Here is a 16,871-nt window from a genome sequence, read left to right as displayed (position 1 = left end):
TTTCAATCCTCTCCAACAGCACCACCTACCCCCCTACAGGCTGATCGCCAGGTACCGCCCCGGCCGGTGGTTGATCGCCAGCACCAGGTTCATGATCGCCGTACCCGCGAGTGACAGCGCGACCTTCCCCGGCGGCAGGAACAGCAGCGCCGCCGCCATGATCGTCGCGTCGATGCCAAGCTGCACATAGCCCGCCCGCCAGCCGATCCTCTCCTGGATGTACAGCGCGACCAGGTTCACCCCGCCCAGCCCCGTGCGGTGGCGGAACAGGATCAGCAGGCCCACGCCCATCGCGCCGCCGCCCGCCACTGCGGCGAAGACCGGCGAGAGATGCGCGAAGCCCATCCAGTCCGGTTCCATCCGCATCAGCCAGGAGACGAGCGCGACCGCGATGAAGGTGCGGATCGCCGGCTTCCAGCCCATGCGGCGCACCGCGAGCACGTAGAAGGGCAGGTTGATCAGGACGAACAGCGCATCGAAGCCATGGCCGGTCGCGTAGTGCAGCAGCAGCGCCGCGCCGGCGACGCCGCCGGTCAGCAGCGTCGCCTGGGCATAGAATTGCAGCCCGACCGAGACCAGCAGCGCGCCCATCCCGATCGCGAGCGCATCCTCGACCGCATGGTGCCGCGGCGGGTCCGCCGCCGGGCGGCTCACGCCTCGGCCGGTTCGGTCTTCTTCGCCGCCTTGCCGCGCTTCTTCCGTTCGTCGAGCCGCTGCAGCACCACGAAGAAGGACGGCACGAACAGCACCGCGAGGCAGGTCGAGGCCAGCATGCCCGAGAAGACGCTGATGCCGAGCGACTTCCGCGCATTCGCCCCGGCCCCCGTCGCCAGCACCAGCGGCAGCACGCCGAGGATGAAGGCGAAGGAGGTCATCAGGATCGGCCGCAACCGTGTCTTGGATGCCTCGACCGCGGCCTCCAGGATCTCCTTGCCGTGGATCAGCCGCTGTTCGCGCGCGACCTCTACGATCAGGATGCCGTTCTTCGCCGACAGTGCGATCAGCAGCATCAACCCGATCTGGACATAGAGGTTGTTCGCCGCCCCCACCGCCGAGAGCGCCACGACCGGCCCGACCAGCGCAAGCGGCACCGCCGCCAGCACCGACAGCGGCAGGATCCAGCTCTCATACTGCCCGGCGAGGCAGAGATAGACGAGCAGCAGCGACAGCGCGAAGACGTAGATCAGCGTGTTGCCGGTGACATTCTCCTGGTACGACATCGCCGTCCATTCGAAGGAGACGTCGGATGGCAGTACCTCATGCGCAATGCGCTCGATCGCGGCCATCGCCTGGCCCGAGCTGTACCCCGGCGCCGGGCCGCCCACGATCGTGGAGGAGGCATAGAGGTTATAGAGCGTGATGAGTGGCGGCCCCGACGCCTGGCCGAGCGTCGCCAGCGCTCCGAGCGGCACCATCTGCCCGTCCTGGCTGCGCACATGCAGGTTCAGCAGGTCGTCGGGATTCAGGCGGAAGCGCGCATCCGCCTGCACATAGACCTGCAGCGACTGGCCGAACTTGTTGAACTGGTTGACGTAGGACGAGCCGACATATTCGGTCAGCATCGCGAAGACGTCGCCGACCGGCACGCGCAATTGCTGGGCGCGCTCGCGATCGACGGTGACGCTGACCTGCGGCGAATTGGCGCGGAAAGTGGTCAGCACGTTGCGCAGGGTCGGTTCGTGCCGGGCGCGCTCCAGGATCTGGTTGGTGAGTGCTTCGAGCTTCGCATAATCGAAGCTGCCGCCCAGCAATTCGAGCTGCATCTGGAAGCCGCCCGCATTGCCGATGCCCTGCACCGGCGGCGGCGGCAGCACGATCGCCTGGCCATCCGACAGGGCCTGGAGATCGTGCGAGATCCGCTCATACAGCGGCAGCAGCCCCATCTCCGGATGCGGGTCGCGTTCCGAGAAGGGCTTCAGCATCACCCAGGCCACGCCGGCATTGGACATGTCGGCGAAATTGTCGAGCGGCGAGACGCCCGCCAGCGCGATCACCTGCTGGACGCCCGGCACGCGGGAGACGATCTGCCGCGCCTGTTCCAGCGAGGCCGAGGTGCGGTTTAGCGCTGCCCCTTCCGGCAGGGTGACCGACAGCAGCAGGTAACCCTGGTCATCGATCGGGATGAAGCCGGTCGGGATGCGCGTCAGGCCATAGAGCGCCCCGCTCGAGACCAGCAGTGCGGCCACCACCATCACGCCGCTGATCTTCACCATGCGGGCGATGACGCCGGTGTACCAGCGTTCGAAGCCGTCATAGACGCGGTTGAATCCGCGATAGAAGAAGTTGCGTTTCTCGGGCGGCGTCGGCGTGCGCAGCCACATCGCGCACTGGGTCGGTTTCAGCGTCGCGGCGTTGATGGCGCTGATCAGCGCGGTGGCGGCGATGACCAGCGCGAACTGCGCGAACATCTGCCCCGTCAGCCCGGGCACGAAGGCGGCGGGCAGGAAGACGCTCATCAGCACCAGGGTGATGCCGATGATCGGGCCGAACAGCTCGCGCATGGCCTCGATCGCGGCCTCGACGCCGTTCTTGCCCTTCTCGATATGCTGGGTGACGCCTTCCACGATGACGATGGCGTCGTCCACCACGATGCCGATGGCGAGCACGATGCCGAACAGCGTGGTCAGGTTCACCGTGAAACCGAGGGCCGCCATGCCGGCGAAGGCGCCGATGATGGTCACCGGCACGGTGGTCGCCGGCACCAGCGTCGCGCGGAAATTCTGCAGGAACAACAGGATGACGACCAGCACCAGCAGGCCGGCCTGATACAGCGTCGTGTAGACCTCGCTGATCGAGTCATGCACGAAGGTGGTGGTGTCATAGGGGACCGAGAAGCGCATCCCTTCCGGAAACCGGCGGGACAGCTGCGTCATCGTGTCCTTGATGGTCTGGCCGACCTGCAGCGAGTTCGCCTCGGGCGTCTGGTAGATGGCGATGCCCGCGGCGGGGCGGCCATCGAGATGGAAGTCCTGTGCGTAGTTCTGCGCGCCGAGCTCGACCCGCGCCACGTCGCGCAGATAGGTCAGGCGGCCGCCGGCCGCGGTCTGGTCGCGGATGACGATGTTCTCGAACTGCTCGGGCTGGTTCAGCCGCGACTGGACATTGACCGTGTATTGGAACTGCTGGGTGTTCGGGGCAGGGGGCGCGCCCACCTGGCCCGCCGCGATCACCTGGTTCTGCTGCTCGATGGCGTTGATGACGTCGGAGGGTTCGAGGTTCAGGTTGTGGAGCTTCTCCGGATCCATCCAGATGCGCATGGCATAGATGCCGGCGCCGAAGACGGTAACCGAACCCACCCCGGGCAGGCGCGAGAGCACATTGACCAGGTTGATCGTCGCATAGTTGGACAGGAAGGCGCTGTCGTAGCGGTTATCCGCCGAATCCAGCGTCACCAGCTGCAGGATGGCGGTGTTCTTCTTCTGGACGTTCACGCCCTGCGCCTGCACCGGCGTCGGCAGCGAAGCCAGCGCCAGCGACACGCGGTTCTGCACCAGCACCTGCGCCGTATCGGGATTGGTCCCGATCTGGAAGGTGACGGTCAGGCGATAGGTTCCGTCGGGTGCGGAGGTCGACGACATGTAGATCATGCCGTCCACGCCGTTCACCTGGTTCTCGATAGGCAGGGCCACCGTGTCGATGATGGTCTGGGCGGAAGCGCCCGGGTAGTTCGCCGTCACCATCACGGTGGGCGGCACGATGTTGGGAAATTCGGAAACCGGCAGCCGGAACAGCGAGACCGCGCCGATGACGACCAGCACGATCGCCAGGACGTTGGCGAGGACCGGCCGCTCGATGAAGAATTTGGACATCCGGGGCGGCCTCAGTTCGGCAGGGTGGTGGGCTGCGGCGTGACGCGCAGCCCGGGGGAGGCACGCCAGAGCTCACCCACCACGATCCGGTCGCCGGTCGTCACGCCGCTGGTCGCCACCTGCCAGGATCCGACCACGGGCCCGAGCTGGACGTAGCGCTTCTGCACCGTGTCGTTCTGGTCCACCACGAGCAGGAAGCGCCCGCCCTGGTCCTCCTGCAAGGCGCGCTGTGGGATCAGCACCGCGGATTGCAGGGTCCGGCCCATCGGGATGCGCACATTGACGAACATGCCCGGCAGGAGCGTCCGGTTCGGGTTCTGCATCAGGCCGCGCACGAACAGCGTGCCGGTCTGCGCATCGATCTGCGGCGCGACGTAGTTCAGCGTGCCGCGATGCGGAAAGCCGCTTTCGCCCTGCAACTGAACGTCGACCGGCACGCGCTGAAGGTCCGCCAGCGTCATCCGCCGCTGATCGAGATTGGCGCGCACCTGTTGCGCCTGGGACGCGGCGATGTTCACCTCGACATAGATCGGGTCGAGCTGGAGGATCTCCGCCAGCACAGCGTTCTGGCTGCTGCTGCCCACCAGGTTGCCGACATCGATCAGGTGCCGTCCCATCAGGCCGTCGAAGGGGGCGCGGACCTCGGTGTAGCTCAGTGTCAGCTTGGCGAGGTCGATCTGCGCCTGGGCGGCGATGATATTCGCCTGGGCGGCGGCGCGCTGATAGACCCAGTTGTCCACCTCAACCTGGGTCGCGGCGTTGCGGCGCACCAGGGCGGTGTAGCGGTTCACTTCGGTCGTCGCATGCGCCAGCGCGGCCTGTTGAAGCTGGAGCTGCGCCTCCGCCTGGCGGAGCTGCGCCTGGTATTGGTCCTGCTGGATGGTGAAGAGCAGGTCGCCTTGCTTCACCACCTGCCCATCCTGGAAGTGGATCTGGTCGAGATAGCCGACGACGCGCGCGACCAGGTTCACCTTGTTCACGGCTGCGGCATTGCCGGTCAGCGTCATGGTCTCGCCCACCGACTGGGTGCGCGGGGTAACGACCGGGATGGCGGGCGGCGGCTGCGCCGGCGCGGCCTGGGCGGTCGCCGCGGGTGCCGGGGCAGGCGCGGCGGGTTGCGGGGCCGGGGCCGCCGGGGCGGGCGTGGCCGGTGCGGCGGTCTGCCCTGACGGAGTGGGCTGCTGGGCTGAACCGCCGCGCCCGGTCACGTCGTCCCAGAGACGTTCCATCAGCCCCTGGGCGCCGGTCCGTTCCGCCGCGACCAGCGCCGGCAGGACGAGCGTGGCGGCCAACGCCGTCCGCCGCGACGCCGCGCGGCGGGCCAGGGCGAGTCCACGAAGAAGAGCCTGATGCATGATCATCACCATTGCGGCGCGCGGACGTCAGGCCCGCGGTCGGAGGGGCCGGGCAGGCCGGGGGCGGCGGGTTGCGGCTGGCCGCTGGGCGGCAGCACGCGACCCCAGTCGGTGCGGGCGCGCATCTCGTCGCGCGTCGCGTCGTTCACGAAGTCGTTGCCCTGGCGGAGCTGCCAGCCACCGCCGAGCGCGCGATAGAGCGCGGTCAGCGACCGTGCCCGCGCCCCGCGCGCCACGGCCAGGCTGTTCTGCGCCGCGTACAGGTTCTGCATCGCCGTCAGCACCGTGGTGAAGTCGCGCGTGCCCATGCGGTACTGGTCCATGGCGATCGACATCGCCTGTTCCGCCGCGCGCACACTGCGTTGCAGCGCCAGCACCTGCCGCCCACCCTGGACATAGCCGGACAGGCCGTTCTCCACGTCGCGCTGTGCGTTCAGCACGCTGTTGCGGTATTCGATCAGCAGCGATTGCAGCCGCGCATCCTGCACCCGGACATTGTTGGTGATCTGCCCGTAATTCAGGATCGGCCAGGAGAAGCTGGCCCCGAAGGCGAACTGGATCGCGCTCGAGGTGAACATGTCGGAGACACGGTTGCCGCCGACATTGCTCGCCTGCGACCCGAAGACGCCGGTCAGCTTGAAGGCCGGATACAGCTCGGCGAGCGCCATGCCGATCTGCTCGCTCTGCGCCGCCGCGCGCAGCTCGGCCGCGCGGATGTCGGGGCGCCGGCGCACCAGGTCTGCTGGGATGCCGACCGCGACGGTCTCGGGCGGCACCGGGATGTCGGGGCGGCCCGCCAGCAACTGCTGCATGGGCTGTGGCGCGAGGCCCAGCAGCACCCGCAGCGCCGCCTCCCCCTGTTCGAGCTGGGCGGTGAGCTGCGGCACGCTCGCCTCGGTCTGTGCCAGCACGTTCTCGGCCTGCGCGACGTCGAGGCCGGTCGACACGCCCCCCTGGAAGCGGTCGCGCGCGATCTGCAAGGCCATGCGCTGGCGCGCCACATTCGCCCGCGCGATCGCGATCTGCGCCTGCAACGTGCGGATGCCGACATAGGTCGAGGCCACATCGCCGACCAGCGTGACCAGCACGTCGTCATAGGTCGCGATGGACGCCAGATACGCCGCGTCGGCCGACTGCACGCCCCGCCGGAAGCGCCCCCAGAAATCGAGCTCCCAGGCCGCGCTCGCCGACAGCGCACCGCGCCAGAATTCGCCGAGGCCCGCCTGCGTCACGCCGCTCGGGTCGTTCTCGCTGGGGCGGAGATAGGTCAGCCCGCCGCCGACCGACTGCGACTGCGGATAGAACTCGCCCGCCGCGACGCCGAGCGCCGCCCGGGCCTCCAGCACGCGCGTTCCGGCTGCGAGCAGCGACAGGTTCTGCCGATACGCCATCTCGACCAGATCGTTCAGCGTCGGGTCGTTGAAGACCGTCCACCACCGTTCGTAGGTCGTGCGGTCGGTAACGACGGACCGGTCACCGGCCTGGAGCCAGCGTTCGGCGAGGGTCGCGCCGGGCTCCGTGAAGTCGGGCCCGACCTTGCAGGCCGCGAGCGGCAGAAGCACTGCCAGCACGGGCGCGCGAATTCGCAGGAAGACCGAGCGTGTCATGAGGCCCCAAGCCAGAAAGAGATGCCGAGAATACACATTGTTGCTGCGCTGCCGAATCCGGTTACGGATCCGGGCGACATCAAGCGCCCGCTGTGACGTACAGGCCATGAACGCCGCGGCGGATTCTCGCGCGGACCCGGATGGCGTGCAGCGTCACCGGACGGTCATGACCGCAGCCGCGCGATCCGCGCGTGGGCGAATCGGGCACGAACGCATTGTTCGATCGAACGGCGTCAGCGGGCACTCCGACCCGGTCACCCGACGACAGTACCCTGGATGGGTGCCTGGTAGGGGTGCGGCCTGGTGCCGTTCCAGCGGGAGCGAAAAATTGCGCGAGACCGCCCGCAAAGCCCGGCACGGCACCCTCGTCGGGTCACCCATGGCCCCGGGGGCGCCGACGCAGGTTCTCAGGCGCTGCCGGCCACGCCGGGCACCGTCGCATGCGGGATGCCGGCCCTGGTCAGCGCCGCTGCATCGTCGTCGTGTTCATGGCCGGCCGTCAGCCGCACCACGCGCCGGCCATCGCGCGCGAGGCGCATCAGCAGCGCAGCGGATCCCGCCGGCCCGTCCGTGATGCGGATGCGCTCCGCGTCGCGTCGCGCCATGTCGAGCACGGCTGTGGAGACCTGTCGGTCATGCACGATCACATCGGCCTCGCCGAGCAGGCGCAGCGCACGCAGGGTCAGCAGATCGGCATCGCCCGGCCCGGCGGCGACCAGATGCACGAAGCCGACCGGCTGCGTCTCAGCCTGGTCGAGTGCCCGGGCGAAGGCGGCCTCAGCCTCGGCGATCCGCCCCGACAAAGCCAAATCGGCCGGCGCCCCCGTCATCATTCTCTCCAGGAAGCGCCGCCTGGCGCCGAGATCGGGCAGGGCGCGCCGCACCGCGGCGTTCATCCGTCCCGCCAGTGCCGCCAGCGCGCCGAGGGCCGGTGGCAGCACGGCCTCGATCTTCTGTCGGACCATGCGCGCCAGTACGGGCGCCGCCCCGCCCGTCGCAATCGCGACCGTCACCGGGTCGCGATCCACGATCGCGGGCATGATGAAGGAGCACAGCGCCGGCCGGTCCACGACGTTCACCGGCAGGCCGCGCGCCTGGGCGGCCTCGGACAGCGCGAGCAGGTCCTCCTCCGGCGCATCGGCGCCGACGGCCAGGACGACGCCATCCAGCAGCGCCGGGTCGAAGCGCCCGGCGCGCCGGATCAGCGCGCCGGCGGCGGCGAGCGGGGCGGATTTGCGCTCGGCGACCTCGCCCGCGCCGAGCACCAGGACGTGGCGCCCCCGCAGGTCGAGGAACGCCGGGAAATGCCGCATCTCAGACGAGTTCGCGCGCGAGCAGCGCGGCGATCTCCGGCTTGCAGGACCCGCAGCCCGTCCCGGCGCGCGTCGCCGCGCCGACGCCCGCCACGTCCCGCGCGCCGCAGCCGCGGATGGCGGCCGCGGTGACGCCGTGGCAGGCGCAGACCATGGGGGAGGGCGGCGGCCCGTCCGCGCGGCGGCCGACCAGCAGCGCCGCGCGATCCTCCGGTGCCAGCAGCCCCGAGGTCATCAGCGCCGCCAGCCAGTCGCGCGGCGGCAGCAAGGCCGCGGGCGCGACGGCGACGACGCCGGTCAGCGCGCCGCCCGACAGCGCCGCGGCGCGATACACGCCGGCGACCGGGTCCTCGAGCACGGCCCAATCCTCCGCCGGCAGCAGAGCGCGCAGGCGTGCGAAGGCCTCGCCCGGTGCCTCCGGTCCGGCAAGCTCGTGCCGCCAGGCGCCGCCCTCCAGCGGCGCGATGGCGCACCAGGCGGCGACATCCGGCGCGCAGCGCCGCGGCGCCAGCAGGAAGCCGTGCCAGGCCGCCGCATAGGCCGACACGCGCAGCGGCGCGTGCTTCAACTCCGGTTGGCCGCTGACCGGATCGGTCGCGCCGATCAGCGCGGCATTGATGCGCGCGGCCGGGGCGAATTGCGCGGTCCAGTGCATGGGCGCGAATCCCGTGCCGCGTCGCTGGCCCGGATCGCGCGCCAGGCGCAGCACGGCGCTGCCGGCCGGTGTCTCCGCCCGCACCAGGCTGCCTTCCGCAAGGTCCGGCGCATCGTCCGGATGCAGCGTCAGCAGGGGTTCCGGCGCATGCGCCATCAGGCGCGGCACGCTGCCGGTGCGCGTCATCATGTGCCACTGGTCGCGCATCCGCCCGGTCAGCAGGCGCAGCGGGAAGGCCGTATCGGGCTGGGCTTCGGGGGCGCGGAAGGGTGTCGCGACCAGCCGCGCGCGCCCCGCTGGGAAACCACCCGCGGCGAAGAAGCGGTCGGCGCGCGGGCCCCGGGCCGGGACGGGCCAGCGCGTGGGTGGCATCTCGCCATAGGCGGCATCCGACAGGTCGGCGAGACCGGACAGGTCGAAGGCCCGTGCCGCCGGCCGCGCCAGTCCGGTCACGGCGGCATGCTCGCGGAAGATCGCGGCCGGGCCGTCCCAGGCGAAGGCCGCGCCATGCCCGAGCCGCCGCGCCACCTGCGCCACCGCCCACCAATCGGGCTTCGCCTCGCCGGGCCAGGGCAGGAAGGCGCGCTGGCGACTGATCACGCGCTCGCTGTTGGTGACCGTGCCGTCCTTCTCGCCCCAGCCGAGCGCCGGCAGGCGCACATGGGCGAAGTCGGCGGTGTCGGCACGGCGCGTGACCTCGGAGACGACGAGGAAGGGCGCCCCGCCCAGCGCATCGCGCACCGCATCGCCCTCGGGCAGCGACACGGCCGGGTTGGTCGCCATCACCCACAGCGCGCCGATCCGCCCGGCGCCGAGCGCGCGGAACAGGTCGACCGCCTTCAGCCCCGGCCCGGTCGCGAGGCGCGGCATGCCCCAGAAGGCGGCGAGCGCCGCATGCTCCCCCGGCCGCTCCCAGTCGAGATGGCCGGCGAGCATGTTGGCCAGCGCCCCCGTCTCCCGCCCGCCCATGGCGTTGGGCTGACCGGTGACGCTGAAGGGCCCCATGCCGGGCCGGCCGATGCGCCCGGTGAAGAGATGGGCATTGATGATGGCATTGGCCTTGTCGGTGCCGGCGCTCGACTGGTTGACCCCCTGGCTCCACAGCGTGACGACGCGCGGCGTCGCGGCCCACAGGGCGCAGAAGCGGGCGATGTCCTCCGCCGGCAGGCCGGTCAGGGCCGGCGCATCCGCCGCCACCTGGCGGGCAGCGGCCAGGGCGTCGCCCAGGCCGCGCGTCTGCTGGGCCAGGAAGCGCGCATCGCCGAGCCCGCGATCCTCGAGATGCGTCAGCAGTGCCGCGAACAGCGTCACATCGCCGCCGGGCGCGATGGGCAGGTGCAGATCGGCCCCTTCGCAGCTCGCCGTGCGGCGCGGGTCGATGACGACGATGCGCATCGCCGGCCGCGTGGCCTTCGCCGCCATCACGCGCTGGAACAGCACCGGATGGCACCAGGCGAGATTCGACCCCACCAGCACCAGCAGGTCGGCCTGCTCCAGATCCTCATACACGCCCGGGACGATGTCCTCGCCGAAAGCGCGGCGGTGGGCGGCGACGGCGCTGGCCATGCATAGCCGGGAATTGCTGTCGATGTTGCCGGTGCCGAGCACGCCCTTCGCGAATTTGTTCGCGGCGTAATAGTCCTCGGTCAGCAACTGGCCGGAGACATAGAGCGCCACGCCCTCCGGCCCCAGCCGTTCGAGCGCGCGGGCGAATCCCTCCGCCACCGCATCCAGCGCGGCATCCCAGGAGGCCCGCTTGCCCCCCACCTCGGGATGCAGCAGCCGGTCCGTGAGCGAGAGGGTCTCGCCGAGCGCGCTGCCCTTGCTGCACATCCGCCCGCGATTCGCGGGGTGTTCGCCATCGCCTTCGATGGTCGCGCCGCCGCGGCCATCGGGTGTCGCGCGAATGCCGCATCCCACCCCGCAATAGGGGCAGGTGCTGCGCACCGGACGGGGGGCAAGGCTGCCATCCATCAGTAGACATCCCGCTGATAGCGGCCCTGGCGGGCCAGTGCGACGATCCAGTCGCGCGCCTGGTCGGCGGTCATGCCGCCTTCCGTCTGCGCGACACCACGCAGCGCGCTGTCCACGTCGCGGGCCATGCGCGAGGCATCGCCGCAGACGTAGAAATGCGCCCCGTCCTGCAGCCAGCGCCACAGATCGGCCGAATCCTCGGCCATGCGGTGCTGGACGTAGTCCTTGCGCGTGCCGTCGCGGCTCCAGGCCAGCGACAGGCGCGACAGCGTGCCGGCCTGCCGCCAGGCCTCGATCTCGCGTTCGAACAGGAAGTCCGAGGCGCGGCGCCGGTCACCGAAGAGCAGCCAGGTCCGACCCTTGTCGCCGCGCGCCGCGCGGTGCTGAAGGAACGCCCGGAAGGGCGCGATGCCGGTTCCGGGCCCGACCATGATCACCGGTGTCGCGGGATCGGCGGGCAGGCGGAAATGGCTGACCTGGATCTCGGCGCGCAGCGGGGCTTCGGGCGTGGCGCGATAGGCCAGGTGGCAGGACGCCACGCCATCCCGCGCGCGGCCCCGCCGCGTGTCGCGCACCACGCCGACACAGAGCTCGACGCGATCGCCCACCGCCGCCATCGAGGACGCGATCGAATAGAGCCGTGGCTTCAGGCTCGGCAGGCTGTCGAGCAGCCCCTGCAGCGGCGGCCGCGCCGAGGGAAAGGCGACGAGCAGGTCGAGCAGGTCCGCATCGGCGGGTTCCGCCCCGTCATCACCATCGGACAGCGCGCGCAACGCCCTGGCCTGCGCCGGATCGGTCGCCGCGCCGGCCAGCAGATCCATCGTCCGGTCGAGCGGCCGCGCGATGTCGATCCGCGTCGCCAGCGCATCCCGCAGTGTCGTCTCGGCGCCGCCGACCCGCACCGGCGTCGCGGGATCGGCGAGCAGCGCAGCCATCACGGCCTCCACCAGCCCCGGATCGTTGGGGCAGGACAGGGAAAGGCTGTCGCCCGGCTCGTAGCGCAACCCGCTGCCGGCGAGGTCGAGGACGACATGCCGCACATCCTTGTCCGACCCCACCGCGGTCAGCCGCGTCGCGGACAGAACGGGGACCGGCACGCCCTTCGGCGCCGCCACGGCGACCGGGGCCGCCGGCGCCGCGACGGGTGCCGCCGGCGCCTCGGCGAGGATCGCCTTCAGCGCCTTCTGCGTCGCCTTGGCCCCGGGCACGCACAGCGCGGTGGAGGTCTCGCTGCCCGCCGCCAGCGCCTCGGAATAGGTCTGGCAGAGATAGCCGCATTGCCCGCAATCGAGCTGCGCCATCGCCGCCATCAGCCGCCTGTTCAGCGGGCGGCCCTCGGCGAGGGCGAGGCGCTCGTCGAGCTCCAGCGCCGGGTCGTGCCAGGGGAAATCCTCGGCCGGCGCCGGAGCGGACGCCCCGGCTTCGGCCGCACCGCCATAGAGCCCGGCCAGGAAACCGTTCAGCCAGGCGCGCTGCGCCGGGGTGAAGGGGGCGCTGTCGGGGATGAGGGGTACCGGCGCGGGACCGGGAAAGGCCTGCGGGATCATGGCGTGGTCTCCCCGGCGAGCGCGATCAGCGCGGCGTCGTCGCGCGCGGCGCAGAAGGCGTGGAAGCTCTCGCCCGGCGCGCGCTGGTCGAGCCAGCCGCGCAGCACGCCGAGCACGACGGGTCCGAGCTCGTCATGCGCGACCTTCGGGCGGATCAGCCGACCGATCTTCTGCTCCGGCCCAGCGCCGCCGCCGAGATGCAGATCGTAGCCTTCGACCAGATCCTCGCCGCGCTCGACCTTGGCGGCGAGCAGGCCGATATCGGCGACATAGTGCTGCGCACAGGAATGGTGGCAGCCGGTAAGGTGGATGTTGACCGGCTCGGCGAAGGCCAGGTGGGCTTCCAGGAAGGCGGACAGTTCGGCGGCATGGCGCTTGGTGTTCGACGCCGCAAACTTGCACCCGGCATTGCCGGTGCAGGCCACCAGCCCGCCGCGGATGCTGCTGGCCTGATGCGTCAGCCCCAGCGCCGCAATCGCGTCCAGCGCCGGCGCTACCCGCGCCTCGGGCACGTCGCTGATCAGAAGGTTCTGCCAGACCGTCAGACGGATGGTGCCGGACCCGAAGCGCCGCGCGATGTCGGCGACGCCGCGGAGCTGCGCGACCGTCAGCCGGCCCACCGCGCCCATCACGCCGATATAGGTCAGCCCCGGCTGCTTCTGCGCATGCACGCCGACATGGCCATGCTTGGCGGGCGGCGGAGGGGCGATGATGTCGGCTTCCGCGATGCGCTCCAGCGGCCGGCCGAGCCGCTGTTCGACCAGGCCGAGGAAGGCGTCCATGCTCATCCGGTCCAGCACGTATTTCAGCCGTGCCTTGGCGCGGTCAGTGCGGTCGCCCTCGGCGATGAAGACGCGCAGGATGGCATCGCAGACGGGGATGATGTCGGCTTCCGCCACCACCACGCCGGTCGGCCGCGCGAAATCGCGATGCCCGGTGATGCCGCCCAGCGTCAGCCGGAAGCGCAGGCCCGCCGCGGTCGTCACGGCGGACAGTGCGATGTCGTTGGTCTCCTGCAGCACCTCGACCGCACCACCGCCGCTGACCGAGATGTTGAACTTGCGCGGCAGGGCGAACAGGTCGCGCGTGTGTAGGATGTGGTGGTGCAGGGCACGGATGATGGGGCGCGTGTCCATCAGTTCCTGCGCGTCGATCCCGGCGGTGGGGCTCGCGGTCAGGTTGCGGATGTTGTCCGCCCCGGTGCCGCGCGGCAGCAGGCCGATGTCGCCGAGGCGCATCACCACCACAGGCCCCTTGTCGGCCGGGATTTCCCGGAACTGCAGGTTCGCGCGCGTCGTCACATCGGCATAGCCGCCCGCACACTCCGCGGCGATGTCGGCGATGGCATCGAGCTGATGCGCGGCGAGGATGCCGCCTGGAATGCGCAGCCGGCACATGAAGGCGTTCTGCGCGGGGCCGACGAAGAACAGCCCGTGATAGCGGCCGATGAAATCGTCGATCGGCTTGGGGAACTTCCCCTCGGCCGCGCGGGCCGTCAGCTCGGACCAGCGGTCGAGCGGATGCTTCTCGCGCTTCGCTTCCTCCTGCGCCACCAGCTTGCCGCCGCGCGCGATCGTCGCATCCTGCGCCGCGCGCAGCGCGTCGGGTGGCCCGCCGCCGCCGCCGCCGCCGCCGCCGCCGTCGCCGGCAGGCCGCAGGGCGCCGCGCCGGGCCTCGACACCGGCCATGAAGCCCTTGAGATATTCCTGCTGTTCCGGGCTGAAGGCCGCGTCGTTCATCACGCCACCTCCTGGAAGGCGGCGCCGAAGGGTAGCAGGTCGCGCATCGCCGTGACGTCGCGGCCCCCGGCCATCAGGCCGAGGTAGAAGGGCGCATCGGCGGTGTCGCCATACAGCACCGCGCCCACCAGCCGCCCGCCCCGCAGCCACAGCCGGCGATAGCGACCGATGGCGGCATCGGACAGGGTGATGGCCTCGGCATCGGCCGGCTCGATCTCGCCGGCCGACCAGACATCGATGCCCGAGACCTTCAGCGCCGTCGGATCGGGGCGCGGGGCATAGATCGCGGCCTCCCCGCGCAGTGTCGCCGCTGCGGCCTCCGCCATGGCGAACGCCGGCGCGACCAGCCCGCAGACGATGCCGCGGTGTTCCGCGCATTCGCCGATGGCGAGCACGGAGGGCACGCTGCTGCGCATCGCATCGTCCACCACGATACCGCGCGCGACGGTGAGTCCCGCCTCCCGCGCCAGCGCCACGGACGGCCGCACGCCGACGGCCATTACGACCATCTCGCAGGCGATGCTGCGCCCGTCGGCGAGGCGGAGCCCGGTGACATGATCCTGTCCCTCGATTGCCTCGCTCAGCGCTGGCATGGCGAAGTCGAGGCGCCGCGTCGCGCCGAGCTGGCGGGCGAGAAGCGCACCTGCCATGGGGTCGAGCTGGCGCTCCATCGGCCAGCCCACCGCATGGACCACGGTGACGCGCGCGCCGAGCTGGGAGACGGACGCCGCGGCCTCGAGCCCCAGCAGCCCGCCGCCGATGACGGCGACGCGCGTGCCGCGCGTGACCCGGCGCCGCATCGCGATCACATCGGCCATGCTGCGATAGAGAAAGACATCCGGCAGTGCCGCGCCCGGCAGCGGCAGGCGCACCGCCTCCGATCCCGTCGCGATCACGGCGCGGTCGAAGCCGATCGTCTCCCCGCGCGCGGTCTCGGCGCGGCCCGCCGCCGCATCCAGGGCGGCGATGCGGGTCGCCGGGCGGAAGGTGATGCCGAGGTCGCGCAGCCGCGCCGCGCCGTGCGTGATCAGCGCCGGCGGCTCCGCCTCGCCCGACAGCACGCGGCCGAGGGCGACGCGGTCATAGGGCAGGGCGGGCTCCGCGCCGCACAGCGTCACCACCATGCCGGCCTCCGCGGCGCGTTCGGCGCAGCGGGCTCCGGCTGGTCCGGCGCCGATCACCAGCACGCGCATGGTCAGGCCACCTTCGGCAGGGCGTGGCGTTCATGCAGGAAGCGCAGCACCGCCTCGCGCGCCGAGAGGAATCGCGGATCGGAGGCGAGGGACAGCCGGTCGCGCGGGCGCGGCAGGTCCACCTCCAGGACCTCGCCGATCGTCGCATTCGGCCCGTTGGTCATCATCACGATGCGGTCGGACAGCAGCACCGCCTCGTCCACGTCATGGGTGATCATCATGACCGTGGTGCCGAGCCTGGTGTGGATGTCCATCACCTGGTCCTGGAGATGGGCCCGCGTCAGTGCGTCGAGCGCACCGAAGGGCTCGTCCAGCAGCAGCACCTTGGGGCGCATCGCGATCGCCCGCGCAATGCCGACGCGCTGCTTCATGCCACCCGAAATCTCGTTCGGGCGCTTCTGCAGATGGTCGGTCATGCGCACCAAAGCGAGGTTCTCGCGCGTCCATTCATCGCGTTCGGCGCGTGACATGGCGCGGCCCGAGGTGCGGTCCACCGCGAGGCGGACATTCTCATAGACAGTCAGCCAGGGCAGCAGCGAATGGTTCTGGAAGACCACGGCGCGGTCGGGCCCGGGCTCGTCCACCTCGGTCCCTTCCAGCAGCACGCCGCCCAGGCTGGCGGGCAGCAGCCCGGCCACCACGTTCAGCAGCGTCGACTTGCCGCAGCCCGAATGCCCGATGACGGAGATGTACTCGCCGCGGGCGACCTTGAGGTCGACACCGTTGAGCACGGGGGCCGCCGCCTTGCCGAAGCGCACGACGACCTGGCTGATCTCGAGGAAAGCGCGTTCCATGGCTGCGGTCCTCACTGCACGCTGGTGCCGCGCGTCACGACGCGGGCGAGGAGCGCCATCATCCGATCGAGCACGAAGCCGACCAGCCCGATATAGACGAGGGCGACGATGATGTCGGAGAGGTTGGAGGAGTTCCACGCATCCCAGACGAAGAAGCCGATGCCCACGCCGCCGGTCAGCATCTCGGCCGCGATGATGGCGAGCCAGGACAGGCCGACGCCGATGCGCAGGCCGGTGAAGATGTAGGGTGCGGCGGCGGGGACCACGATGCGCAGGAACCAGTCGGGATGCGACAGGCGGATGACCCGCGCGACGTTGCGGTAGTCCTGCGGCACGTTGCGCACACCGACCGCGGTGTTGATGATGATCGGCCATACCGCGGTGATGAAGATGACGAAGATCGCGCTGGGCTGGGCTTCGCGGAAGGCGGCGAGAGCGAGCGGCAGCCAGGCGAGCGGCGGCACGGTGCGCAGCACCTGGAACAGCGGATCGAGCGCCCGCATGGCGAGCGTCGAGGACCCCACCAGCAGCCCCAGCGCGATGCCGGCGACGGCAGAGAGCGCGAAGCCCACCGCGACGCGCTGAAGGCTGGCGAACAGGTGCAGGCCAAGGCCCTTGTCGAGCCCGCCGCGGTCGTAGAAGGGGTTGAGGATCAGCTCGTTCGCATCCTCCCACACCTTGGATGGCGGGGGCAGGCTGGCATTGGGTCCGCTCGCCGCCCATTCCCAGGCGCCGACGAGTAGCGCGAGCAGCACCAGCGGTGGGATCGCCACCGCCAGCGCATGCTGCACATGGGGGCGCATCCGATCGGCGAGCGTCGGGGCTCGACGCAGCGGCGTGGGCGTCGAGGCGGCGATCGAGGCGGAGATCGTGGTGTCGGTCATG

Annotated in this window: 11 protein-coding genes; all 11 read right to left on the bottom strand. The window is 70.9% G+C overall.

What is annotated here, in order from left to right; all coding sequences use genetic code 11:
- Positions 1 to 33: 33 nt before the first annotated feature.
- Positions 34 to 654: a YitT family protein gene (locus KPL78_RS12320; protein WP_369412742.1), complete on the bottom strand. Its 621-nt coding sequence runs from the start codon at positions 652 to 654 to the stop codon at positions 34 to 36.
- Positions 651 to 3,809, bottom strand: a complete 3,159-nt coding sequence (locus KPL78_RS12315) for an efflux RND transporter permease subunit (RefSeq protein WP_219763264.1) — start codon at positions 3,807 to 3,809, stop codon at positions 651 to 653. Before KPL78_RS12315 ends, KPL78_RS12320 begins: the two co-directional genes overlap by 4 nt.
- 11 nt (positions 3,810 to 3,820) lie before the next feature.
- Positions 3,821 to 5,164 carry an efflux RND transporter periplasmic adaptor subunit gene (locus tag KPL78_RS12310; protein ID WP_219763263.1) on the bottom strand — a complete coding sequence of 448 codons (1,344 nt, stop codon included), beginning with the start codon at positions 5,162 to 5,164 and terminating at the stop codon, positions 3,821 to 3,823.
- A 5-nt stretch (positions 5,165 to 5,169) separates the two neighbouring features.
- A complete protein-coding gene (locus KPL78_RS12305) occupies positions 5,170 to 6,771 on the bottom strand; it encodes an efflux transporter outer membrane subunit (RefSeq protein ID WP_219763262.1) in 1,602 nt (533 codons plus the stop codon).
- A gap of 407 nt (positions 6,772 to 7,178) precedes the next feature.
- Positions 7,179 to 8,084, bottom strand: coding sequence for an NAD(P)-dependent oxidoreductase (locus KPL78_RS12300; RefSeq protein ID WP_219763261.1), 906 nt, complete (start codon positions 8,082 to 8,084; stop codon positions 7,179 to 7,181).
- A 1-nt stretch (position 8,085) separates the two neighbouring features.
- Positions 8,086 to 10,713, bottom strand: coding sequence for a nitrate reductase (locus KPL78_RS12295; RefSeq protein WP_219763260.1), 2,628 nt, complete (start codon positions 10,711 to 10,713; stop codon positions 8,086 to 8,088).
- Positions 10,713 to 12,260, bottom strand: coding sequence for a sulfite reductase subunit alpha (locus tag KPL78_RS12290; RefSeq protein ID WP_219763259.1), 1,548 nt, complete (start codon positions 12,258 to 12,260; stop codon positions 10,713 to 10,715). The genes KPL78_RS12295 and KPL78_RS12290 overlap by 1 nt, the downstream gene beginning before the upstream one ends.
- Entirely contained in the window at positions 12,257 to 13,999 is a 1,743-nt protein-coding gene (locus KPL78_RS12285; RefSeq protein WP_219763258.1) for a NirA family protein, read from the bottom strand. The genes KPL78_RS12290 and KPL78_RS12285 overlap by 4 nt, the downstream gene beginning before the upstream one ends.
- On the bottom strand, positions 13,999 to 15,192 hold the full coding sequence (locus KPL78_RS12280; RefSeq protein WP_219763257.1) for an NAD(P)/FAD-dependent oxidoreductase: 1,194 nt from the start codon (positions 15,190 to 15,192) through the stop codon (positions 13,999 to 14,001). Before KPL78_RS12280 ends, KPL78_RS12285 begins: the two co-directional genes overlap by 1 nt.
- A 2-nt stretch (positions 15,193 to 15,194) precedes the next feature.
- Positions 15,195 to 15,986, bottom strand: a complete 792-nt coding sequence (locus KPL78_RS12275; RefSeq protein ID WP_219763256.1) for an ABC transporter ATP-binding protein — start codon at positions 15,984 to 15,986, stop codon at positions 15,195 to 15,197.
- Between the two features lie 11 nt (positions 15,987 to 15,997).
- Entirely contained in the window at positions 15,998 to 16,870 is an 873-nt protein-coding gene (ntrB, locus tag KPL78_RS12270) for a nitrate ABC transporter permease (RefSeq protein WP_219763255.1), read from the bottom strand.
- Between the last annotated feature and the right edge of the window lies 1 nt (position 16,871).

The sequence above is a fragment of the Roseomonas alba genome (assembly GCF_019430885.1).
Classification (GTDB): Bacteria; Pseudomonadota; Alphaproteobacteria; order Acetobacterales; family Acetobacteraceae; genus Neoroseomonas; species Neoroseomonas alba.
This window is presented reverse-complemented; position numbering and strand designations above follow the sequence as displayed.